The organism is Salibacterium qingdaonense (assembly GCF_900114715.1).
In the GTDB taxonomy this organism is placed as follows: Bacteria; Bacillota; Bacilli; order Bacillales; family Marinococcaceae; genus Salibacterium; species Salibacterium qingdaonense.
Genome location: NZ_FOTY01000017.1, coordinates 36,601 through 58,763, shown reverse-complemented (window position 1 = coordinate 58,763; position 22,163 = coordinate 36,601). Strand labels below are relative to the sequence as shown.

Here is a 22,163-nt window from a genome sequence, read left to right as displayed (position 1 = left end):
TCAAGGTGCGTAAAATGCTGCTTGTTGAATACTGATAAGCATGCATTTTAATATTCATAAAATGTACGTACAAGTATAAGGGGAAACGGCAGGGCAGATGGTTAACGCTCTCCACGCTGCCCTGAAACGGGGATCCCCTGTTTCTTTTTCCAGTACATTCTACCGGTTATCCGGAGCCAGATGATCAACAGCCGTCTGTTCGATAATAAGGCCTTCCTTGTACCGTTCAATAAATGTTTCGAACCCTTCGACATCACGATGATCCGGGTAAATTTCCTGCTTGTCGATACCTTTAAACACCTTTTCATCCAGGAAATCTTCCAGACTTTCATTCTGATCTTTGTTCTTCATATAGGAGGCAAGGATGGCTATCCCCCACGCTCCGCCCTCACCGGCTGTTTCCATCACGGAAACGGGAGCATTGATGGCAGCGGCGACGATTTTTTGTCCGACGACAGGCGTCTTGAATAATCCGCCGTGGGCGAACATGTTATCAATGGTTACCTGCTCTTCTTTGGTTAAGAGATCCATGCCGATTTTCAGTGCCCCGAATGCCGAAAACAGGTGAGTCCTCATGAAGTTGGCCAGATTAAATGTACTTTCAGGAGAGCGGGCAAACAACGGCCGGCCGCTTTCAAGTCCTGTAATATTTTCACCGGAGAAATAACCGTAACTGAGCAGACCGCCCCCGTCCGGATCCGCCTCCAGTGCTTTGGTGAGCATGACGGAAAACAGTTTGTCTGAATCAACATCCTGTCCCATCGCTTCTCCAAATTCCCGGAACAGTCCGAGCCAGGCGTTCAAATCGCTGGAGCAGTTATTGGCGTGAACCATGGCAACCGGGCTTCCGTTTGGTGTTGTAACCAAATCAATTTCCGGGTGTATGCTGGACAGGTCCTGTTCAAGAACAATCATGGCAAAGACAGAGGTTCCGACTGAGACGTTACCGATGCGTTTTCTAACACTGTTTGTCGCAACCATTCCGGTTCCGGCATCACCTTCGGGCGGACAGAACGGGATGCCTGGCTGCAGATTCTGTGACTGGTCAAGGATTTTGACCCCGGCGCCGGTTAATGTTCCTGCTTCTCTGCCTGCATTCATGATTTCAGGAAGAATATCCTTCAGGTTCCAAGGGTACTCTTTTGACGCAATTCGTTCATGAAACTGATCGACCATAGACTGTTTGTAGTCCAAGGTGGTTTCATCGAGTGGGAACATCCCTGAAGCATCACCGGTTCCAATCACCCGTTCACCGGTGAGCAGCCAGTGGATGTATCCGCTTAATGTTGTGATGTGATCGATACGCGGCACGTGCTGTTCGTCATTTAAGACAGCTTGATAAAGGTGGGCAATACTCCAGCGTTCCGGAATATTATGCTGAAATAAGTCCGTTAACTCATCAGCTGCCTGACTCGTCGTGGTATTACGCCAGGTCCTGAATGGAACGAGCAGCTCACCCGTATGATCGAAAGGCATGTATCCGTGCATCATCGCCGAGATACCAATGGATCCAATCGTTCGTATCGTGATGCCGTATGTGCTTTCCACCTTCTGCTTCATATCGCTGTAGGCTTCCTGCAGGCCGGTAATCATATCGACTTGATTGTATGTCCAGAATCCATTTTCCAAACGATTTTCCCACTCGTAACTGCCGGATGCGATCGTTTCAAAGTGATCATCAGTTAACACTGCCTTGATACGTGTCGATCCAAATTCAATGCCAAGCGACGTTTCCCCATTCACAATAGCTTGTTTATGATCTACATTGTTCATATGCAGCATTCCTCCTTTCTGATAACGATTTCATAGATTGATGAAAAAAACAACTATTTATTCACCATTATCTATCCATATCGTTGATAAATTTCGATTTTTAGTGTATTTTATGTTCGTACATTTGTCAATGATATAAATATTTGTACGTACAAATTTAATAGAATTGATCTATCAATACATTTTCACACCTTCGAACCCGTGATAGAATATGTCCACCAAGGAGATGGGAGTTTTAAGAAAGCAGGGGATGACATGAAGCCGAAATATCAAATTATTATAGATGACATCAAAAGCAGAATTTTTTCCGGAGAGTACGTTCAGGATAAACCAATCCCTACAGAATCCATTTTGCAAAAACAATACGATGTCAGCCGGCAGACTGTACGCAAAGCAATTGCCGACCTGTCGAATGAAGGATTTCTAAGAAGTGAAAAGGGATCGGGGACGTATGTTAATAACCGGTATCATGCAGACCAGAGGTTGAATTCCAGTAAAAAAACCATTTGTGTCATCACTACCTACATCTCCGATTATATTTTCCCGTCCATTATCCGCGGTATTGAAAGCAGGTTAAACGATGATGGGTTTTCCCTGCTGCTCGCCAGTACCAACAATAACGTGGAACAGGAAAAAGATGCGCTCGAAACGATGCTCTCGTTTGGTGTGGATGGGTTGATTATTGAACCTACAAAAAGCAACCTGTACAATCCGAACATTGCTTATTACATGGCTTTCAAGGAACAAGGAGTTCCTATCATCATGATTAATGCTTATTACGACGAACTGGATGTCCCTTTTCTATGTCTGGACGATGTGCAGTCCGGCTATCTTGCAGCAAGCGAATTAATTTCAAAAGGACACTCCCAAATTGGACTTGTTTCAAAAATGGATGATCTGCAGGGGAAATACAGGATGAGAGGGTACGTTCAGGCGATGGGAGAAGCCAAATTAGAATTCAAACCGGAATATGTCCTATCTTTTACCACAGAAACAAAATCGGATCTTTATAATAGATTGAAGGAGTTCCTGCTTCGAAATAAAGAAGAGTTGACAGCGATTGTCTGCTACAACGATGAAGTCGGTTTGGAGGTGGCAGGTGTGTGCAGGGAGCTTGATATTGCCATTCCGGAAGAATTGTCCATCATCGGCCAGGATAATTCTTACATCGCCAAAAATGCAAACATCAATCTTTCCACGCTGACCCACCCTCAGGAGCAGATGGGCCGGGATGCCGCAGACTGGGTTATTAGAAAGTTACAGGGAGCAAAAAACCTGCCGAACGAAATGTATTACCAGCCGGTGCTGATGCCTGGAGAAACGATAAAAGAATCAGCAGATTAAATGGACGCCCTCTTCTTTTAATTTGACACTCAGACTGGTCCGGCAGAATCATTTTCTGTCGTATCTTTTTTGGCAGACAGGAGAGGATAACATGTCAGTGCAGGCTGGAGTCACATTGGCGGTCTCCCGGTGGTTTTGAAAAAAATAAGCCGGTCTGATTCTGTATGTTAAGATGAAGGAAAAGTGTTGAATGGGTTGGTTGAAACAGGAAGAAAAACGATGAACCTAAGATTCCCGGGGAGGACAAATGTATGAAGATTGTAGTAACCAGCGTTTTTGTTCAGGATCAGCAAAAGGCAGAGGCATTTTACAGCGGGAAACTTGGTTTTGTGAAAAAACATGATATGCCGGCAGGCGGCGCCCGCTGGCTTACATTTGTGTCGCCGGAGGATCAGGAAGGCACGGAGCTGCTGCTCGAGCCGAACGAGCATCCGGCTGCAAAGGAATACCAACAGAGGTTGTTCGAAGACGGAATCCCGGCCACGATGTTCGGTGTGTCTGACATTTGGCAGGAGCACCGGCGGCTGAAGGAGCAAGGCGTGAGATTTACGATGGAGCCGGCAGAAATGAGCGGTGTCACAGTTGCTGTGTTCGATGACACGTGCGGCAATTTGATTCAGATAGTGGAGCAGTAAGAATAGTATGTTTCGGGGAATCGCCCGAAAGAGGAAGGATTTCGCTCGATTTCGACATAGTTTCGCCCGCAATCGACACCATATCGCTCGTAATCATCCCGTTTTCGCCCGCAGCAGGAAACGCACCGACTGCAGATAAAACGTTTTGAGCATTTATTTTGAGGAAATACAGACTGAAGTGATACGTTAGCCATTCACGTGAGAAACGAAAGGAGCGTCACTTATGGCACAGACACCATTAACGAAAGAAAATATTCCCTCTATCGCCCTCGGCACATGGTCCTGGGGAACAGGCTCCAACAGCGGCGAAGACATTTTCGGCAATCATCTGACAGAAGATGATCTGCGCCCGGTCTTTGAAAAGGCAGTGGACGCTGGTTTCACCCTTTGGGACACAGCCGCGGTGTACGGCATGGGGAACGCCGAAACGATGCTCGGCCGCTTCATGCAGGGTCGCCGCGATCTTTTTCTCTCGACGAAATTTACGCCGGGTATGAGCGTGGAGCCGGTGGAAAAGGCGCTTGACACGACACTGGAACGCCTTGATATCGATCATACGGACATTTACTGGATCCACAATCCAACCGATGTGGATCGTTGGACGAAAGAGCTGATTCCGTTGATGAAAAACGGTAAAATCAAGCACGCCGGCGTATCCAATCACAATCTTGAAGAAGTGAAACAGGCGGCGTCGATTCTTGAAGCAGAAGGTTTGAGACTGTCTGCGGTGCAGAACCATTACAGTCTGTTGTACCGCTCGTCGGAAGATGCCGGCATTATCGACTGGTGCCGCGACAACGATGTCGTGTTCTTTTCTTATATGGTACTGGAGCAGGGCGCGTTGTCCGGAAAATTTGATGCCGATCATCCGATGCAGCCCGGCACAAGACGAGGAGACGCGTTTAATGCCGAGGTTATGGCACAGCTGGATGACCTGCTTCAACTCTTGAAAAAGACAGCTGAAACTCATAACGTAAAAACAGCTGAGATTGCGATGGCCTGGGCCATTGCCAAAGGCACCGTACCGATTGTCGGTGTGACCAAACCACATCACGTGGACGGCGCTGCCTCCGCTGCAGGCGTGACCTTGTCCGACAAGGAAATCAGCGAACTCGAAGAAACCGCTGAAGCATCCGGCGTGGACATTAAAGGCGGATGGGAAAAAAGAATGGATTAAAAAAACTTTTCATAAAAAAAGAGGCTGTATCAAAAGGTACAGCCCCTTTTTTTATGAAAGAGAATGCAACTACAGGCAGGAAAGGAAGACGGCTTTTGATGCCTCCCTTGTGTTCTGAAGGAAAAGTGTCCGTTTGCAGGGCATGCCGGGTATTTTAGCGAGGCACTTCCCACTCTCGTTCCTCCGGCCGTGGAAACTATCATTGAAAAACAAAGGCGTAGTGTCCACGGATCACCGTTTGGTGGACACTACGCCGCTGAAATTAGGGATTGGTGGATGCCGGCGGAAATCAATGGACACTATCTGCAGGTGAGGAACTCCTAGTGTCCCCAAACACTACTTCTATGGACACTATGTGTGCTGCCTTGTGATTTAGTGTCCACGGAGCCACCCCGGCCCGTAACAACCGCAGCCCGAATTCAGATGCAGGACCTTTTTTAAAAAAAAGCTAAGGCGCTGCCCAGTGCAAAGAAGACACGGTGAGCTCCAGCGAATCGATGCCGCACTTGTTGTACTTTGGGGGAAGCGCTCGTTCGCAGCGTAAGCGAATAGTTTAGCGAGGCGCTTTTTCTTTATTTATCAGGCAGAAAAGAATAACATGCCGAGATTTCTCCTTTTTACACTCGACTATACCGACACCCCTGCCTTAACACGAGACTTAAATCTCATTTGACTGTAAATAATTTATCGCCGGCTTCTATTTGTTTATGATTGACAGGGGCAATTTCGGTGTAGTCGTCCGAATTAGTTATAACAATGGGAGAGGTTCGGTCAAATCCTTTTCCGGCGATGGCTTTCATATCAAAGGTGCATAAAAGCCGGCCTTTTTTCACTTCTTCTCCTTTGGTGACGTTCACCTCGAATACGTTGTCTTTTATATCAACTGTGTCCAGTCCCAGATGCAATAATAATTCCATTCCATTATCCGTTGTGATCCCAATAGCATGGCCGGTAGGAAAGACAGTCGTCACTTTTCCGTCGGCTGGAGCATATAATTTTCCTTCGCTTGGGAAAATGGCAATTCCCCTGCCTACTGATTCTGTGGCAAAGACTTCATCGCTTAATTCGTTTAATGGGCGAAGTTCTCCGGATAAAGGGCTGTTGATAATTGTTTCTTCTTGCTGTGTGGGTGTAGCTGCCTTCGTTTTCATCGTTTCTTTACCGTAAAGTTTTTCGACCATCTCTTCTTTATAACCAAACAAATAAGTCAGGATAAATCCGCCGGCATAAGAAATGAGAAGACCGATGATATATAGTAAATATTTATTATCTGCAATCAGCGGAATCAGGACGACTCCGGAGGGACCGACGGTAATGGCGCCTACACTAAAAAGTGATAAGAAGGCACCGCCGAATCCAGCACCAAGACAAGCTGTGATAAATGGACGTCCGAGCGGAAGACTGACACCATAAATAAGCGGTTCACCGATTCCGAGAAATCCTACAGGCAGGACACTTGCGACGGTGTTTTTCAAACGCTTATTTTCCGCCTTTATATAAATAGCAATCATGGCACCAACTTGACCACCGCCTGCCATGGCGAGTATTGGAAGAAGTGTAGTGGATCCATATTGATTAATGAGCTCCAGGTGTACAGGAATCAAGCCTTGGTGCATACCGACAGTAACGAGCGGAAGGAACGTTGCGGCAAGGACGTACCCACCTAAAATGCCGCCTGTCTGGAGCATGACATCAACAAGGAACCACGTAATACCGTCCATCAACAGGCCTGCAAGGGGCTGAATGAGTACAATGGTTATAAGAGATCCGGCCATTACGGTGATCAGTGGCGTGAAAACAAGATCCAGGCTATCTGCCATTCGTTTGCGGGTGAATTTTTCAATTTGTGTGAACAGGTAAGCGGCAGCAATAACACCGAGCAGGCCGCCGAGACCTGGGCTGAGATTCAAGTCTATACCAAATAAACTTAAGGAGTCGACGTCCCCTAATACAGGGGCGTAAATAAGTAGTCCTGTGATACCGCCGAGAACCATCGTACCGCCGAATTCTCTTGCGGTGTTTATACCGACAAATACGCCAAGCGAGCCAAATAAGAGATTTCCGATAGCGCTTAGCAGCATAAACCAGTCTGTCTCAAGAACCGATGGATCCAGTATTCCTGCATCGGGATTGGCGAGGTTGGTTATAAGATTTGCGATTCCAAGCATTAAACCCGAGGCTACAAGTCCCGGAACGATGGGAACGAAAATATTGCCAATATGCCTGAATAATTGCTGAAACATAGATGTTTGTTTAGCTTTATAAGATGCTTTTGTATCAGATGCCATGTCAAATTCGCTGTTGTCCTCTTCTTCCTCGACCTCAACGGAAATGGTAGTGTTTTCATGGATTTCGTTAGCAACCTTTGTTACTTTACCAGGACCTAAAACGATTTGAATGGTACCTTGGTCGATAACACTTAAGATTCCTTCCAGTTGTTTAAGCGCTTCCAAATCTACATTGCTGCGTGATTTAAGATCAATCCGCAGCCTTGTTATACAATTGGTAAGATTGCTGATATTGTTTTCGCCGCCAAGGTTTTCGACAATTGACTGTGCTAACTTTTGGTTATCCAAAGGTTTCACCATCCTTATTGGTAGCTATTTTGATAGATTCGCGTACAAATCCATCTGCCTGTTCAAGATAATGCTTGGCTTGTTCATAACTGCACTGTCCTTTAATCATAATAATTGCGGCCTTTGGATCTTGATGAGATTTTTCCAAATAAGCTGAAGCAGTGTCATACTCGACTTCGGCTGCCAGAGAAATAATATTTTTAGCCCGCTCAATCAGTTTTTGGTTCGTTAATTGAACATCGACCATCAAGTTTTTGTATACTTTACCGATACCAATCATGGCACTGGTTGAAATCATGTTGACCGCTAGTTTCTGGGCTGTTCCTGCTTTTAGCCGGGTGGAGCCTGTTAGAATTTCAGGGCCGACTTCGATTTCGATGGGAGTGTCCGCATAGCGGCTGCACGGGGCGTTTTTGTTACAGCTGATGGAGGCGGTGTGCGCACCAATCTTGCTGCTGTATTGTAAACCGCCAATAACATAGGGGGTTTGACCGCTGGCAGCCAGTCCAATAACCGTGTCCTTTTCTGTTAAATGTAGGTTTTTCAAATCAGCCTCTGCAAGTTGGGGGTCATCTTCAGCTCCTTCCACCGCTTTCATCATTGCGTCTTGTCCTCCTGCAATCAGCCCCTGGACTTTTTCCGGTTCTGTGCCGAATGTCGGAGGGCATTCTACTGCATCAAGAATACCCAGACGCCCGCTTGTACCGGCTCCAATATAGATCAGTCTGCCGCCTCTTGTGAAAGCGTCAATGACCATTGATACTACTTCTTCGATGTGGTCTATTTCTTTATTAACAGATTTGGTAACGCTTTCATCTTCTTGGTTCATAATCTGTAGTATGCCATGGGTGCTCATCTCATCCAAGTTCATGGTTTTATTATTACGTTCTTCTGTTGTACGAGCTGCTGCTTTGCACATTTCGTGTTTCCTCCCTCTGGCTTTGATGAATTATGTCGTACGTTTGGTTTAAATGAGCTAGGGAACGGTCGTAATCTTCATAAGCACAGGCTGTGTAAAGCATGTCAATCACATTTAACGAAGCGATACGCGAGGACATGGCAGCACTGCGGAATTCATCCTCCTGAGCGGCAACAAATAATACAGCGTCAGCTATTTCACTTAATTCGGAATCTGCATATTTCGTAATAGCAATCACTTTTGCGCCTTTCGACTGGGCAATTTTCACGCAATTGTTCACTTGCTCGGTTTCCCCGGAATAGGAGATGGCAACTGCGACATCTTCGTGGTTCAAGTTCACAGCAGAAACTTTTTGCATGTGAAAATCATTGTAAGCGGTACAGGTTTTATTAATGCGCATGAACTTTTGAATCGCATCATAGGCGATTAAAAAGCTGGAACCTACACCATAGAAGTCAATTTTCTTTGCCTGGATCAAATGATTAAATGCTGTTTCAAATTGATCTTTTTGCATCAACTGCAGGGAACTGTACAGAGATTGAATATTTGTATTGGTGATAACCGACATTATTTTATCAATGGAGTCCCCGGGTGCCAGTGTTTCCTGTTCCAGATCGTGTAAGTTATTGACGGCCAGATCGCCGGATAATTTTAACTTAAAATCCTTGAATCCATTGTATCCGAGAGTGTGACAAAAGCGCATAACCGCTGAAGGACTGGCATAACTTGCCTCCGCAAGCTGTTTAACAGTCATGGATACAGCCTTTTCCGGATTTTCTGAAATAAAGGACGCTACAGCTCCTTCTGACGGTTTAACGTAGTTGAATGATTCTCTTATTTTGTAAAGAACCCCTTCCAGTGTGAATCCCTCCTTAGCTGTCAGCATCAGTACTTTCCCTGTCATAGTATCCCTTTCTGGTATGAAAAATCAATTTTGTGACTAATGTTGGTATATGATTTCAAATTTTGAAACGAAACTGTTCCTGCCTGTTACAAGTGGAGTACTGTATAATACGTGCGAATGAAACTTTTTAAAGCAAGGTTTGAAAAATTAAATGAAAAATGTATAATTACACTAAAAGTGAAAAAGGGGACTTAGGATGGATCAGCATAGAGCCATTACTCTTATTTCTGAGAAGATAAAACTGATAAGAACAGAACATGACTACACCCAGGACAGGATGGCGGAAATACTTGGCATTTCAAAGAAGACACTTGTTCAGATAGAAAAAGGGAGGACGACCGCAAATTGGACCACGGTTGTAGCAGTATGCGGGTTGTTTAATCACAGTGAAGTACTGTTGTCGCTTCTGGGAGACGATCCGGTAGAATTTATTAAATTAGTTGCTTTCCAAAATGATGAAGCACCAAAGGCTAAAACAATGGGGGGGACTGTGTGGTGGAAGGAGATTACCAGAGGAGACACTTACCGCCTGCAGCAAAATGTAATCAGTAATCATTACCGCATCCTGGACGACGAGAATTACAGGCGGTACAGCACATTTAATAAGGAAGACGCCGAAAAACGCTTGGATGAACTGAAGAATCAGGGTTCCTGATAGCAGGAAAGGAGCGACAGAAAGTGGCTAAACGAATAGTCGGAATGCTCGCTTTTACTATTATTTTTGGCTTTGCGGGTGCCATAGCAGTATTTTTTTCCTTGCTCATTTTTCCCCAGAGCGGCTATATATATGTCGGCATTATTGCTGCTGCGGTATTAATATCAGGGGATCTATGGATACTGGGAGTATTCTCCCGTGTATCGATACGTATGAAGGTGCTTATTCCGCTGCTTCTGCTTGTTGTACCTACTGCCGGTTATGCCGGGTACGATGCTTACATGAGTCATATTGAAATCCAGCGTGCGGAGATAGATTTAACAGCATACGAACCGTTTCATCAAAACACAAAAGCCGCTTCGCTTGATGGAACGTCTGACTATACGATAGAAGAGAATCTCCCTGCCTTGGACGGGGCTACCGCGTTATATCCGGTGTATGCGGCCTTTGCTCGTGCCGTTTATCCGGAAGATTCCTATCCCCACGGCAGCACGCAGCGCAGTGAAGTGGTTGTCTCCAAAACAAATGGAGCCTACCGCCGTCTGGCGGACGGCGGGGTGGATATGATTTTTGCTGCGGGACCATCCGATAAGCAGGAAGAAAAGCTTGGACCGGAGAAAAAACAGATTCCTATAGGAAAAGAAGCGTTTGTCTTTTTTGTCCATAAAAGCAATCCGGTGGACAGTTTAACGGTGAAAGAGCTGCGGCAGATCTATGCTGGTAACATCACGAACTGGGAAGAAGTGGGCGGACGGGACCAGAATATTATTGCTTTTCAACGGCCGGAAGGAAGCGGCAGTCAGACAGGGCTTCAAAATATGATGGGGGAAACGCCGGTTATGGATCCGCCTGCCGATCAACAGGTCAGCGGTATGGGCGGGATTGTCGAGAAGACATCCGATTACCGGAATCACCGCAATGCGATCGGTTTTTCCTACCGCTATTTTGCCACAGAGATGGTAGAAAACAATGGCGTGAAGCTTTTGAAAGTGAACAATGTGAAACCGGATAAGCCATCTATCCAGCAGGATCAATATCCATTAACGAGTGAATTTTATGCGATTACGAACGGATCCGATAATCCTCACCTCGATTCTTTTATTACATGGATCTTATCGGACCAGGGACAGTCTCTGATTGAAAAAACAGGTTATGTGCCAATTTCGGAAAGAAAAGAACTGCGTAACATGTTTTAGTAGTACCGCAAGCAGGTAGAAGCATTGCAGCATGAAAAAGCCGAAAAGTTACACACAGAAATAGAAAACCAGCTGACGGAGATGGAAGGGGATGTCTCCCGTGAAGAAAGGAACGTGTTAACGCGGGATCTTTCGGTGCCCGGTCAGCTGGAGGAAAAAGGTAAACTGTAAAACTTCTGAAGCGGGAGATTCCCCCTGCTGTCTTAGTTATTTTCATCCCGGCAGCTAAGCCTTACTTTTTCTTTATCCGAGGAAGAAAGTAAGGCATAGAATGCGTTTAATACTTACCATGCACTCCGCTCCCCTGAAATGTGAAGCGTCAAGGTTCGTACTGTGCTTTTTTTAGACAATCCTGCTCGTTCTTTCTCTTAGACCTCCTTTACAAAAGAAAAATACCGTGGTAAATTAATTATGTTAAAAACGTTAAATAAAAATTTAACAAAATGATTTTCTTAAGATACGAATACAGCTTTAAATTATTAGGCCGAGGGGGTATCTATGATGAGCGAACGTTATGATTATGTTGTGATTGGCGGAGGCAGTGCAGGTTCCATTCTTGCCAATCGCCTAACCGAAGATGGGAAAAACAGTGTTCTAGTTCTGGAAGCAGGGCGCAGTGACTATCCGTGGGATCTGTTGATTCAAATGCCGGCAGCTCTGCCATTCCCCGCAGGAAAACCATTCTACGACTGGAGATATGAATCAGACCCTGAACCGTACATGGATGGACGGCGGGTAAAGCATGCACGCGGAAAGGTGCTCGGAGGATCGAGTTCCATTAACGGCATGATTTATCAACGCGGCAATCCATTGGACTATGAGCGCTGGGGAGGCGACCCCGGGATGGAGGAATGGAATTTTGCTCATTGCCTTCCGTATTTTAAACGCTTGGAGAATGCGCTGGCAGCGAATGAAGATGATGAATACCGCGGTCATGACGGACCGGTTAAGCTGGAGCGCGGCCCAGCAAAAAACCCATTATTCCAGGCCTTTTTTGATGCTGCGGAGGATGCCGGTTATTCCCGGATCCCGGATGTGAACGGATTCCGTCAGGAAGGATTCGCCCCGTTTGATAAGCATGTGTACAAAGGCAGACGCATGTCTGTGTCGCGGGCTTATCTGCATCCGGTGATGAAGCGGTCCAACCTCACAGTGAAAACACGGGCGTTCGTTTCGAGTATTAATTTCAACGGCACGACAGCGGAAAGCGTGACCTACCGCCGGAACAAAACGACCCATCACGTATCAGCAGGAGAAGTCATCCTCGCCGGTGGTGCGATTAACACGCCGCAGCTGCTTCAACTGTCAGGAGTGGGCGAGTCGGAACATCTGCGCTCTCTTGGTATCGAACCTGTTGCTGATCTGCCGGGTGTCGGGGAAAACCTTCAGGACCACCTGGAAGCCTACATCCAGTATTCCTGCCCGAAACCGGTGTCGGAGCAGCCCAATCTAAAGAAATCACGGATGCCGTGGATCGGTCTTCAGTGGCTGCTTGGCCGCAAAGGACCGGCGGCAACGAACCATTTTGAAGGCGGCGGATTTGTCCGCTCGAACGAAGACGTTCCTTATCCGAATCTGATGTATCACTTCCTGCCGGTCGCCGTACGTTATGACGGCCAGCAGGCGGAAACAAAGCACGGATTCCAGGTACACGTCGGACCGATGTTCTCTGATGCGCGCGGGTCATTGAAGATTCGCTCCAAAGATCCTAAAGAGCATCCGAGCATGGTCTACAACTACCTTTCCACTGAGCAGGACAGACGTGAGTGGGTGGAAGCCGTCCGCGTTACACGCAACATTATGGCCCAGCCGTCCATCGCTCCGTACAATTCAGGAGAAATTTCACCCGGGAGTTCTGTTCAAACCGAAGAGGAAATTCTGGAGTGGGTAAAAGAAGATGCGGAAACGGCGCTTCATCCGTCATGTACGGCTAAAATGGGGCCGGCATCCGACCCGATGGCTGTTGTCGATCCGAATAATATGAAGGTTCACGGGCTTGATAATGTCCGGGTGGTCGACGCCTCCGCCATGCCTTACATCACAAACGGTAATATCCACGCCCCGGTACTGATGCTCGCTGAAAAGGCAGCAGACCTGATCCGCGGCCGCGATCCCCTGGGACCTGAGGATGCTGACTTCTACCGTCATGGTGTACACGAACCAGATGCAGGTACTATCAAGCAGAAAAAGGAAAAAAAAGCGAAATAAAATAATTTATAAAGAAGGCCTCTTTCAGAAGGAGTGCCTTCTTCTTTTTTGGCTGTATTCCGGTCTTTGCTGTTAAGGGTTCGGCTTGCCCCAAATGAGATGAACCGCTCCGAAAAGGGCGTGTTCTTCCCGTTTTATGGTTACAGGAGCTTGGTGCACAAGCGCCATAAGATCTCTGTTGATATGACAGCCCACTCTCTTTTGGAAAACAGGGTCGAATATATGTTGAAGCTTGGCAATCATACGATTCGAACTTACCCCATGCTCCAGAAGTAGAATCTCTCCATCTTTGCGGCACCATGTCGACAGCAGACGCAGGACATGCTCCGGGTTTGGGTAAGCACACATGGACAAGGTGGAAACGACCGTATCAAACGAATGCTCAGGGAGGTCCAGGGTTTCGACATTCCCGCAAATAAATTCTGTCATCTTTTTGTTTTGTTTTTGCGCTGTGTCCCGGGCCGTTTCCAGCATAGCAGGACTGAAATCAACCGCGGTAATGGAGGCATCCCCGGGATAATACGAGAAATTTGTCCCCGCCCCTACGGAGACTTCCAAAATGTTTCCTTTTGCTTTGGACAACAGCCTCTGCCGCCACTTATGATCAGGCCCCCGTTTGCCTGCGCGGCTGGCATACTTCTCTGCCTGACGGTCAAAGAGTTTCCGCTGCCTTTGGATATCCAATTGTCGTCCTCCTCAAATAAAAAATACTTTTTTCTTTTTTCAGTGTCTCATTCTCCTTTCTATTTTTCTATATTACTCGATGTAATCGAGGGCTTTATGCTTTTCTTGATGGCTGGGAAGGTGTACGATAAAAATGATTTCTCAACATGACAGGAGGCAGAACAATGAGTAATGCAGCGATTATTACCGGCGGCGGAAGTGGTCTGGGACAAGCAGCAGCCCTGCGGATGGCCGAGGAAGGCGTAAACATTTCGGTGGTGGATGTGAAAGAAGAATCCGCCTTGGAAACTGTTGAATTGGTAAAGGAAAAAGGAGTCGACGCTATTGCAGTGACAGCCGATGTCTCCAAGAAAGAAGATGTGAAAAAATATGTGGATCAGACGATGGAGCATTTCGGACGCATAGATTACTTTTTCAATAATGCCGGGATTTCCGGAAGCGGCGGCTATTTTCTCGAGACAGAGCCGGAAGAAATCGAGCAGATTGTCGGCATTAACCTGCTCGGTGCTATGTACGGAGTCCGCTATGTGGCAGAAGTAATGATCAACAACGGAGGCGGAGCGATCGTTAATACATCATCAAGTGCCGGTGTAATCGGACAGGATTCGGTTGTCACTTATTCTGCGACGAAACACGGTATCGTTGGATTGACAAAAAGCATGGTGGCAGAATATGCAAAAGATGGCCTCCGGGTAAACGCGATTGCACCAGGGCCGACGGAAACGCCGATGGTAAAGGACTTTTATGAGGCGAATCCGGAGATGAAAGAAAACGCCGCCGGCGGCATTCCGCAGAAGCGGCTGGGAACCCCGGAAGAAGTGGCGGAGTTGGTCACTTTCCTGCTGACAAGCCCGGCGCAGTACATTAACGGAGAAGTTATCCGTATCGACGGCGGCTTCACCAATACAAAGTAACCGAGAGCGTCCTCCCCCGCACAAGACACGTGACGGGGGTTTTATTTCTATATAAATAGGCCTATTATATTATATTTTATTTTTCTTAACAGAAACGGATCTAGATGTTAAGTCCTGCGTGAAACATGTCGATATAATTATCGATAACATGTTGAAAGGTGTTTTTAAGATGGAAACCACTCAGGAAATTGATAAAGTTCAGGCATTTATTACGTCTATCCCATATATTAAGGAAATTCTGCGCGAGGATACGATGATTACGGTGTTTGATCATGAAAAGTATCTTTACTATGCCCCGAGCCGCGAATTGAATTTCGGCCACAAGCCGGGGGATCCGCTGCCGGAAGGTTACATGAATTTCAAGCAGGTGAATGCAGAAGGAACGACAGTAGTGAAAGTAGGAGCGGAGGAATTCGGTGTTCCCTTTGACAGCATTTCTTTTCCAATCAAGGAAAATGGACAAATTGTTGCCGGGGTGAACGCGGCAGTCAGCACAAAGCAGAAGGAAGAATTTTCGTCGATCATCGAGTCGATGGATTCGATCTCGGAAACACTGGTCAGCAAGGTCCAGCATATTGCGGCGCATTCCGAGCAGTTATCGGCGACAACCGAACAAATTTCGGAAAACACCAAAGCCGCCGTTGAACATTCTTCCAATATTACGGAAGTGACATCCACTATTAAAGGAATCAGCGATCAAACCAACCTGCTTGGCTTGAACGCTGCCATTGAAGCGGCACGTGTCGGCAAGGAAGGAGCCGGTTTCGGGGTGGTTGCCAATGAAGTCCGCAAGCTCTCGAATGATTCCAAAGAGGCAACAGTCCGCATTGAAGACACGCTGAATGAAATTCAACAGTCCATCAGCAGAATGGAAAATGATTTTCAGGACATTGCCACTTCCACCCAGGAAGAAGCAAAGCTGGTTACTGATTTCATGGCTGAGATCGAAAAACTGAACGAAACCTCCAACAACCTGAAAAAATACATGGAAGAGAACGTTTCTCTATAGCAGGATATGCCATCTGAACAGAACACCTGAACCAAAACAAATAAAGCCTTCGGTCGATACCGAAGGCTTTATTTGTTTTGGATGAGCAGGGGGTTAAACGGAATCGAGCTTCCGTGTTCCGTTGCCTGGAGGCATGCAGAATAAAGTGATAGATGCCGCCAAATCAGCTGAAAACTCCCGCTTTTTTTTCATACATTTTTCGGTCCGCTGCGCTGTACAACATTTGAAAGTCATGCGTGTACTTGTGATAGGGAACAAACCCGACGGACGCACCGACAAAAGCATCCAGATCCGTGCCGGCAGAAGAGATGGTATGTTCCACCGCTGCTTCTGCCTCCTCTACCGGCATATCAGCCGGAAGAAACATGACAAATTCATCCCCGCCGATTCTGCCGGCCGCCCCTTTATCCTCCATAAAGTTCGATAACGCAGTCCCAGCCCTCTGAATAATCACATCGCCCGCTTCATGGCCGTATTGATCATTAATGGACTTAAAATCATCCAGATCCAAAACACCGAATATGCCGCTGATCGGTGCGGTATGGTCCCACCGCTCCATCAATCCTTCCCGGTTATAAAGCCCCGTCAAATAATCGGTGTTTGCTTTATACTTCCAGTGCTTCCATGTCTGTTGGTAATGTTCGACAGCATACAACAGAAAAAAACCGGCAGCAAGCGTGAGAAGATGTACGACAATCATACTCAGCGGCTCAACGACGTTATTTGTTCCGACGGAATAAAAAAGCAGGCTTCCTAACGTTGTCAGGCTGTAGAAGACAGCGCCGGCTGTCAATAAAATCAGGGAACAGGACAAGGCATACAACAGCAGAACCACCTGGGCATAGTAGAACAATGGACTGCTCAGTCCGCCGGACCAGAGGACTGCGCTGGACCACCACACCATGCAGCACAGTAAATAAACGCTGAGAAGCACTGTCTGCTTCTTTTTCAATACGTGATGGAGTACCACGCTCCCTCCGGCGACAAAGGCGGCCCAGGCTCCCATCACATACGATGAGAAATCGATCAGAACAATGCTGTCCAGAACCAGGACAGCCGCGAAAATACCATATAGAATGTAAAGAAAAGCAATCTGGCTTTTTGTCTGCAGAAACTGGATAATGTACAGAATGCCGGGGGTGTTCCACTTACATGCAGTCATCACCAGCCTCCCTTACTGCCTGCACCGGCTCTTTCTGCGGTTTGGCAAAATAATACCCTTGAAAAAGTTCATATCCCATGTCCGAGAGCATGTCCATATCTTCTTTGCGTTCCACACCTTCAGCGAGGGTCTTTGCACCGGTTCCGGCAGCAGTTTCAAGCAGAGAGCGGGCTGCCTTTTGTTTGCCGGGGTCCCCGGTAATGCCGTCTACGTGCTCCCTCGCCAGTTTTACAATATCAGGCTGGAGGTAGTCGGTCTTTTCAATATGATTGACCCCGGTACCGACGTCATCGAGGGCATACTGGAAGCCGGAGTCTCTGTAGTGGTTGAGGATGTTTTTCAGATGGCTCAGTTCCTGTACTTCATCGCTTTCCACCACTTCAAACACAACATTACCGGGATGGATACCGAGTTTATTAATCCGTTCAATGGTGGAGGACAAGCAGTGTTCGGGAACGTAAATGGCGGTCGGGATAAAGTTGATAAATATCATTTTCCCCTTAACCACAGCGGCGTTCTCCACGGCTTTTAGACGGAAGGCGCGGTCCAGCGAAAACAGCCGGTTTCTTGTGCGGGCTGCCTCCAGCATGTGAAAAGGTGAAATAATACTGCCGTCTTCAGCCATCCCGCGGGCCAGGATTTCATGTCCGATAACCTCCAGATCTTCTCCATTCTTTCGGACAATCGGCTGGAAATAGGATAAAATTCTATCTTCGTCTATGATGGTATCAATCCAGCTCGCCTCTTTCTTTTGATGCAGGGCAGAGACCGGCAGCATATTGGACTCATGGACTGCCTGATTGGTTTTTTCGGCGGATGCCGCCAGTATGTTTGACGTGTCAAAGTGTGCTTCAAGGTAATCCAGTATATCAAAAACAATCGATTCCTCTGCCCAGAACGTACTATTATCTATTTTCATCCACCCGTTGTTGTCGAAGGTAGAAAAATAAGGGAGAAGCGGCTCCATATTCTGTTTGTTTTTAAATGTTATGGTGTATCCTTTGTGCTGCGGCATGCAGATGTCGCATCCGTTCTTCATGTCAATCCCTCCAGCTTATATGTTCGTTCTATCTTTCATACCCGGATTTTTAACGACGTAAGCATAAAAAACCAGGAAAAATGATTCACGTATTCGCAAAAAAGACGGGGAATCTTATTATTCCATCCGCCCCTTTGATAATATAGAATTTTCACTGTGACTGGACTTTTTCTCTTGAAAATGTAATATTTTGACCGATAATAAAGAGGAAGTAACATAAGTACTATACGATACCATAAAACGGGAGGGTGAAAAAAGATATATGCCAAAAGTTGCATCTGTTTTGGTGGAAAACTTGAAGAAAATAGGATGCAGGCACGCGTTTGGAATTCCGGGGAAACCTGTTGTTCCTTTGATACTGGAGATGGAAGCTCAGGGCATGGATTTTGTGTTGACCCGTCATGAGGGAGGCGGCGGTTATATGGCCGCAGGCTATGCGATGCAGAACCAGACTCTCGGAGTTGCTGTAGGAACGTCGGGCCCGGGCGGAACGAATCTTTTAACGGCTGCCGGTCAGGCGAAAGCGTACCATGCCCCTGTGTTGATTATTACAGGACACCCGCCTTTATATGAAACCGGAAAGGCACTGGGACAGGATTCAAGTATGTTCGGAACAGATTTAACAGAGCTTTTTAAACCCGTAACGAAATTCAGTGCCAAGGTGGAAGACAGCCGTTCTTTGAAAAACTATTTACAGCATGCCTTTCAAAAAGCACTTACCGGAGAGAAAGGTCCGGTTCATCTCTCGATTCCGCTGGATGTGCTGACTACAGAAATAGAACCGTTTGAGCTTCCTGCCTTTCAAATCAAAGAGCATATGGTATCTATGAAACTGAAGGAAATGGAAAAGGAACTCCACAGAGCTGAACGTCCGGTTATGCTTTTAGGAAAAGGAGTACATATTTCAAACGCCTATGAAGAAGTCCGGCAGACAGCGGAAGAGTGGAATATTCCGGTGATGACAACTCCCGGGGGTAAAGGAACGTTCCCAACGAAACATCCCTTATCACTCGGTAGTTTCGGGTTGGGGGGGACACAAGCCGCAAGCACCTATCTTCAGGAGGGAACAGATGTATTTGTTGTTGTCGGCTCCACTCTAAGCGACATGTCCATCGCGGGGATGAATGAATCGATGTATCCAAAAAAAATCATCCAGCTTGATTATAATGATACGTTTGCCGGGAAGTCTCTTCCTGTTGAAACGATGTTTGTAAAAGGGGATGCCAAAACAAACCTCCGCCGCCTTCTTGACGAAGCAGAACCCGTGGAAGCTTCCGGTATACGGGATTTGGCACTGTACTGGTCAAATGAAGAAGAGGCGGCTGCAGCTGTGGTGAAAAACGGAGACGTCAAACATTCCAGACTCTCCACCGCAGCTGTGATGGCAGAATTGCGGACTCTGATTCCGGAAGAGACAATTGTTTACGGGGACGATGGCAGTCACACGTTTTACGGTATCAAGTATTTTGACACCTTGCAGGCGGGTACGTTTTTCTTTGATGATGTGTTCGGGGCAATGGGGCACGGCATCGGCTTTTCAATAGGAGCGAAGATCGCTGCACCTGAGAAGAAGATTGCCTGCTTCACCGGAGACGGATGTTTATTGATGCATGGAACGGAAGTCTCTACTGCGGTGAATCAGCGGGCGGGCGTTTTGTTTTTCGTATTTAATAACGGTATGCTGGACATGGTGGACAAGGGAATGAAGAATAATCTCGGCAGATCAGCCGGCGTCCGTTATGACACAGATATGAACGCAGCGTTGTTTGGTGAATCACTCGGCGCAGCCGCCGCCCGCTGCACAACAATGGAAGAAGTGAAAACTGCCTGCTGCTCTGCCATGGGCAGACAAGGTCCTACGGTGATCGAGATACTGGTAGACAAAGAAGAAACGCCGCCGACGATGATGCGGGGCTGAAATAGCTGCAAGGAGGGTATTAGTATGACAGAGAAAGAACAGATCGGATGGAAACAAATCGAACAGATGGCAGGCTCTTCTGGCCTGGCCGCTATGGAGGAGCTGCAGAAATTTTCCCCGAGACTTGCAAAACTCGCGCTCGAATTCGGGTACGGTGATGTTTATAACGATGATGCTCTGGATCTGAAACAGAGGGCACTTATTACACTTTCTTCTTTAATCACGCAGGGGGACGCCGGTCGGGGTCTTGCTTACCACTTCAGAGCAGCTCTGCACGTAGGCCTTTCCAAAGAGGAAATTATGGAAACTGTGCATCATTGCAGCGCTTATGCAGGATTTCCTAAAGCGATTCATGCACTGTTTATTTTTAAAGAAGTACTCGAAGAAGACAACTAAGGGGATGTAATCATGGAAAAATACGAGACAAAGACATATAAAGATGTATTCTACTTCAAATACAATGAAATGGCTGAAACAGTTGAAGAAGCGAAACAACAGGCGGATGTAGTAAGACGGGCGATAAATCAGCCGGGCATCCATAAGTTTTTAAATGACAACAGCAATATTCATTCGGTGGCGAAACCGGAAGTGAATGAAGTATGGAGCGAATTGATGAGCTGGGTGTCGGACAATGTAGAAAAAAATGCCACCGTCGCGCCGAACGTCGCCTTGAAGATGCAGCTCAACCGCTTGTCCAAAAAGGCAGGAACATATGAAAGAGTACGCGCGTTCACAACGCTTGAAGATGCGCTCCAGTTCATGGATATACCCGAAATGAAAATTTAATACAGTTAGGAAGTGTACGATAACGATGCAAAACGATTATTCTTTATACCAACGTCTACTTGTAAAACTATTCATTTTTTCGGCTGTGGCAGCTCTCATTCCAGCAGCGGCCGTTTGGGTGGTTTTGATCACTTCCGGGACACCTGTAACACCTGCTGTCTGGAGTGCGGCGGTCATCAGCCTGATTATAGTGCTCGCTGCGGCCTGGTTTTATCTACGCCTTTCGCTGCGCCCTTTGCGTAATGATCAAGCGAAGTTTCAGGGAGAAGAACTGTCCTCTGTGTCCGGTGAAAAGGATGAAGACTTCGATCAGCTGGCTCAGCAGACCCTTTCGGTTTCATCGAATCTTAAAGCATCGACGAAGGAGACGAGTCAGGCAGTCGATGAAATTGCGACAACCGTGCAGGAGCTTGCTTCCGGGACGGATGAACAGGTGAAAACCATCCAGGACATCAACGGTACTTCGTCCCAGATATTTTTCACCTTGCAGGAGATCTCGGAAAGCATTACCTTCGTCTCCGAATCTTCGAAAGAATCGATCGCGCGTTTTCGGGAAGGAGATGAGGCTGTCCGGAAAATCACGGATCACATGGATGTAATCGGAGACCACGTGAATCAATCTGTGAGTGTGGTGGGGAACCTCGGACAGAAGACGGAGGAGATAGGCAGTATCCTGACGTTGATCACTGACATTTCGGATCAAACAAATCTGCTGGCCCTCAATGCGGCAATTGAGGCAGCAAGAGCAGGAGAGCACGGGAAAGGTTTCTCCGTCGTGGCAGATGAGGTTCGGAAACTGGCCGAACAGACAAATCAGGCAACCGGCAACATCCGGGATCTGGTTAATGAAATCCAGGAGCATACGAATCAAGCTGTCCGCGTGATCGAAAAAGGCGGCGATTCGGTGGAAGAAGGGAAAACATTAAACCACAACGCCGGGCGCGTATTCCAAAACATTCATTCAGGTGTGGAAGAAATGGATGAGTTTATTCAGGATATATCCACAGCAATTGGTGAAGTGACAGGAAATATGAATCAGGTAGCCGGCTCCCTTGAAAAAGTGTCAGACATTGTGAGTGACTCCAATGGCAGCCTGCAGAACAGCGCAGCCGTTATTGAAGAGGTGAATGCCTCGATGCAGGAAGTCTCCTCATCGGCTGAGACGCTCTCGGACATCATCGGGCAGATACAGGAAAAGAACCTCGCAGCACAAGCATAAAAAAGAGTCTGGTACAAAAATAAAATAGGCGCAGGAAATCACGAG

20 protein-coding genes are annotated in these 22,163 nt (G+C 47.0%); 13 read left to right on the top strand and 7 right to left on the bottom strand.

Annotated elements, in window-relative coordinates; genetic code table 11:
- Nucleotides 1-159: 159 nt before the first annotated feature.
- A complete protein-coding gene (locus BM058_RS12605; protein WP_090927404.1) occupies nt 160-1,773 on the bottom strand; it encodes a xylulokinase in 1,614 nt (537 codons plus the stop codon).
- 255 nt (nt 1,774-2,028) lie between these two features.
- Between BM058_RS12605 and BM058_RS12600 the strand changes: the two genes are divergently transcribed.
- The 3 genes from BM058_RS12600 (at nt 2,029) to BM058_RS12590 (ending at nt 4,929) form a co-directional block, all read left to right on the top strand.
- Complete coding sequence (locus tag BM058_RS12600) at nt 2,029-3,117, top strand: GntR family transcriptional regulator (protein ID WP_090927403.1); 1,089 nt, start codon at nt 2,029-2,031, stop codon at nt 3,115-3,117.
- Between the two features lie 251 nt (nt 3,118-3,368).
- Nucleotides 3,369-3,752: a VOC family protein gene (locus tag BM058_RS12595; RefSeq protein WP_090927402.1), complete on the top strand. Its 384-nt coding sequence runs from the start codon at nt 3,369-3,371 to the stop codon at nt 3,750-3,752.
- A gap of 223 nt (nt 3,753-3,975) precedes the next feature.
- Entirely contained in the window at nt 3,976-4,929 is a 954-nt protein-coding gene (locus BM058_RS12590; protein WP_090927401.1) for an aldo/keto reductase, read from the top strand.
- 665 nt (nt 4,930-5,594) lie between these two features.
- Here BM058_RS12590 and BM058_RS12580 read toward each other — a convergent pair.
- The 3 genes from BM058_RS12580 to BM058_RS12570 are packed head-to-tail and all read right to left on the bottom strand — an operon-like array spanning nt 5,595 to nt 9,328.
- The gene (locus BM058_RS12580) at nt 5,595-7,514 is read right to left on the bottom strand and encodes a glucose PTS transporter subunit IIA (RefSeq protein WP_245736990.1); all 1,920 of its coding nucleotides are present in this window, start codon (nt 7,512-7,514) and stop codon (nt 5,595-5,597) included.
- Nucleotides 7,498-8,424, bottom strand: a complete 927-nt coding sequence (gene murQ, locus BM058_RS12575; protein ID WP_090927398.1) for an N-acetylmuramic acid 6-phosphate etherase — start codon at nt 8,422-8,424, stop codon at nt 7,498-7,500. The genes BM058_RS12580 and murQ overlap by 17 nt, the downstream gene beginning before the upstream one ends.
- Entirely contained in the window at nt 8,387-9,328 is a 942-nt protein-coding gene (locus BM058_RS12570; RefSeq protein ID WP_245736989.1) for a MurR/RpiR family transcriptional regulator, read from the bottom strand. Before BM058_RS12570 ends, murQ begins: the two co-directional genes overlap by 38 nt.
- Before the next feature lie 196 nt (nt 9,329-9,524).
- On the opposite strand from BM058_RS12570, the gene BM058_RS12565 reads away from it, so the two are divergent.
- The 4 genes from BM058_RS12565 to betA all read left to right on the top strand — a co-directional run bounded on the left by BM058_RS12565 (nt 9,525) and on the right by betA (nt 13,387).
- Nucleotides 9,525-9,983: a helix-turn-helix transcriptional regulator gene (locus BM058_RS12565; protein WP_090927397.1), complete on the top strand. Its 459-nt coding sequence runs from the start codon at nt 9,525-9,527 to the stop codon at nt 9,981-9,983.
- Nucleotides 9,984-10,006: 23 nt separating this feature from the next.
- Entirely contained in the window at nt 10,007-11,179 is a 1,173-nt protein-coding gene (locus tag BM058_RS12560) for a PstS family phosphate ABC transporter substrate-binding protein (protein ID WP_245736987.1), read from the top strand.
- Between the two features lie 24 nt (nt 11,180-11,203).
- Entirely contained in the window at nt 11,204-11,350 is a 147-nt protein-coding gene (locus tag BM058_RS18300; RefSeq protein WP_177195546.1) for a hypothetical protein, read from the top strand.
- 330 nt (nt 11,351-11,680) lie between these two features.
- Nucleotides 11,681-13,387, top strand: a complete 1,707-nt coding sequence (gene betA, locus BM058_RS12555) for a choline dehydrogenase (protein WP_090927396.1) — start codon at nt 11,681-11,683, stop codon at nt 13,385-13,387.
- A 72-nt stretch (nt 13,388-13,459) separates the two neighbouring features.
- Here betA and BM058_RS12550 read toward each other — a convergent pair whose 3' ends face one another.
- Complete coding sequence (locus tag BM058_RS12550; RefSeq protein WP_090927395.1) at nt 13,460-14,071, bottom strand: class I SAM-dependent methyltransferase; 612 nt, start codon at nt 14,069-14,071, stop codon at nt 13,460-13,462.
- A gap of 164 nt (nt 14,072-14,235) precedes the next feature.
- On the opposite strand from BM058_RS12550, the gene BM058_RS12545 reads away from it, so the two are divergent.
- On the top strand, nt 14,236-14,985 hold the full coding sequence (locus BM058_RS12545; protein ID WP_090927394.1) for an SDR family NAD(P)-dependent oxidoreductase: 750 nt from the start codon (nt 14,236-14,238) through the stop codon (nt 14,983-14,985).
- 169 nt (nt 14,986-15,154) lie between these two features.
- Nucleotides 15,155-15,994 carry a methyl-accepting chemotaxis protein gene (locus BM058_RS12540; protein WP_245736985.1) on the top strand — a complete coding sequence of 280 codons (840 nt, stop codon included), beginning with the start codon at nt 15,155-15,157 and terminating at the stop codon, nt 15,992-15,994.
- A 163-nt stretch (nt 15,995-16,157) separates the two neighbouring features.
- Here BM058_RS12540 and BM058_RS12535 read toward each other — a convergent pair whose 3' ends face one another.
- Nucleotides 16,158-17,156 carry a GGDEF domain-containing protein gene (locus BM058_RS12535; protein WP_090927393.1) on the bottom strand — a complete coding sequence of 333 codons (999 nt, stop codon included), beginning with the start codon at nt 17,154-17,156 and terminating at the stop codon, nt 16,158-16,160.
- Nucleotides 17,143-18,195 (bottom strand): EAL domain-containing protein, encoded by a 1,053-nt coding sequence (locus tag BM058_RS12530; RefSeq protein WP_090927392.1) that lies wholly within the window; start codon nt 18,193-18,195, stop codon nt 17,143-17,145. Before BM058_RS12530 ends, BM058_RS12535 begins: the two co-directional genes overlap by 14 nt.
- Before the next feature lie 262 nt (nt 18,196-18,457).
- Between BM058_RS12530 and BM058_RS12525 the strand changes: the two genes are divergently transcribed.
- From BM058_RS12525 to BM058_RS12510, 4 genes are read left to right on the top strand one after another with little or no spacing between them, the layout of a single operon-like run.
- A complete protein-coding gene (locus BM058_RS12525; RefSeq protein WP_090927391.1) occupies nt 18,458-20,113 on the top strand; it encodes a thiamine pyrophosphate-binding protein in 1,656 nt (551 codons plus the stop codon).
- 24 nt (nt 20,114-20,137) lie between these two features.
- Nucleotides 20,138-20,509, top strand: coding sequence for a carboxymuconolactone decarboxylase family protein (locus BM058_RS12520; protein WP_090927390.1), 372 nt, complete (start codon nt 20,138-20,140; stop codon nt 20,507-20,509).
- A gap of 12 nt (nt 20,510-20,521) precedes the next feature.
- On the top strand, nt 20,522-20,899 hold the full coding sequence (locus BM058_RS12515; RefSeq protein WP_090927389.1) for a hypothetical protein: 378 nt from the start codon (nt 20,522-20,524) through the stop codon (nt 20,897-20,899).
- 25 nt (nt 20,900-20,924) lie between these two features.
- The gene (locus BM058_RS12510; protein WP_090927388.1) at nt 20,925-22,118 is read left to right on the top strand and encodes a methyl-accepting chemotaxis protein; all 1,194 of its coding nucleotides are present in this window, start codon (nt 20,925-20,927) and stop codon (nt 22,116-22,118) included.
- Nucleotides 22,119-22,163 lie beyond the last annotated feature (45 nt).

Coding starts and splice junctions, on each gene's coding strand:
- BM058_RS12605 (WP_090927404.1), bottom strand. CDS start 1,773: ATGAACAATGTAGATCATAAACAAGCTATTGTGAATGGGGAAACGTCG.
- BM058_RS12600 (WP_090927403.1), top strand. CDS start 2,029: ATGAAGCCGAAATATCAAATTATTATAGATGACATCAAAAGCAGAATT.
- BM058_RS12595 (WP_090927402.1), top strand. CDS start 3,369: ATGAAGATTGTAGTAACCAGCGTTTTTGTTCAGGATCAGCAAAAGGCA.
- BM058_RS12590 (WP_090927401.1), top strand. CDS start 3,976: ATGGCACAGACACCATTAACGAAAGAAAATATTCCCTCTATCGCCCTC.
- murQ (WP_090927398.1), bottom strand. CDS start 8,424: ATGTGCAAAGCAGCAGCTCGTACAACAGAAGAACGTAATAATAAAACC.
- BM058_RS12570 (WP_245736989.1), bottom strand. CDS start 9,328: ATGACAGGGAAAGTACTGATGCTGACAGCTAAGGAGGGATTCACACTG.
- BM058_RS12565 (WP_090927397.1), top strand. CDS start 9,525: ATGGATCAGCATAGAGCCATTACTCTTATTTCTGAGAAGATAAAACTG.
- betA (WP_090927396.1), top strand. CDS start 11,681: ATGAGCGAACGTTATGATTATGTTGTGATTGGCGGAGGCAGTGCAGGT.
- BM058_RS12545 (WP_090927394.1), top strand. CDS start 14,236: ATGAGTAATGCAGCGATTATTACCGGCGGCGGAAGTGGTCTGGGACAA.
- BM058_RS12540 (WP_245736985.1), top strand. CDS start 15,155: ATGGAAACCACTCAGGAAATTGATAAAGTTCAGGCATTTATTACGTCT.
- BM058_RS12535 (WP_090927393.1), bottom strand. CDS start 17,156: ATGACTGCATGTAAGTGGAACACCCCCGGCATTCTGTACATTATCCAG.
- BM058_RS12530 (WP_090927392.1), bottom strand. CDS start 18,195: ATGAAGAACGGATGCGACATCTGCATGCCGCAGCACAAAGGATACACC.
- BM058_RS12525 (WP_090927391.1), top strand. CDS start 18,458: ATGCCAAAAGTTGCATCTGTTTTGGTGGAAAACTTGAAGAAAATAGGA.
- BM058_RS12520 (WP_090927390.1), top strand. CDS start 20,138: ATGACAGAGAAAGAACAGATCGGATGGAAACAAATCGAACAGATGGCA.
- BM058_RS12515 (WP_090927389.1), top strand. CDS start 20,522: ATGGAAAAATACGAGACAAAGACATATAAAGATGTATTCTACTTCAAA.
- BM058_RS12510 (WP_090927388.1), top strand. CDS start 20,925: ATGCAAAACGATTATTCTTTATACCAACGTCTACTTGTAAAACTATTC.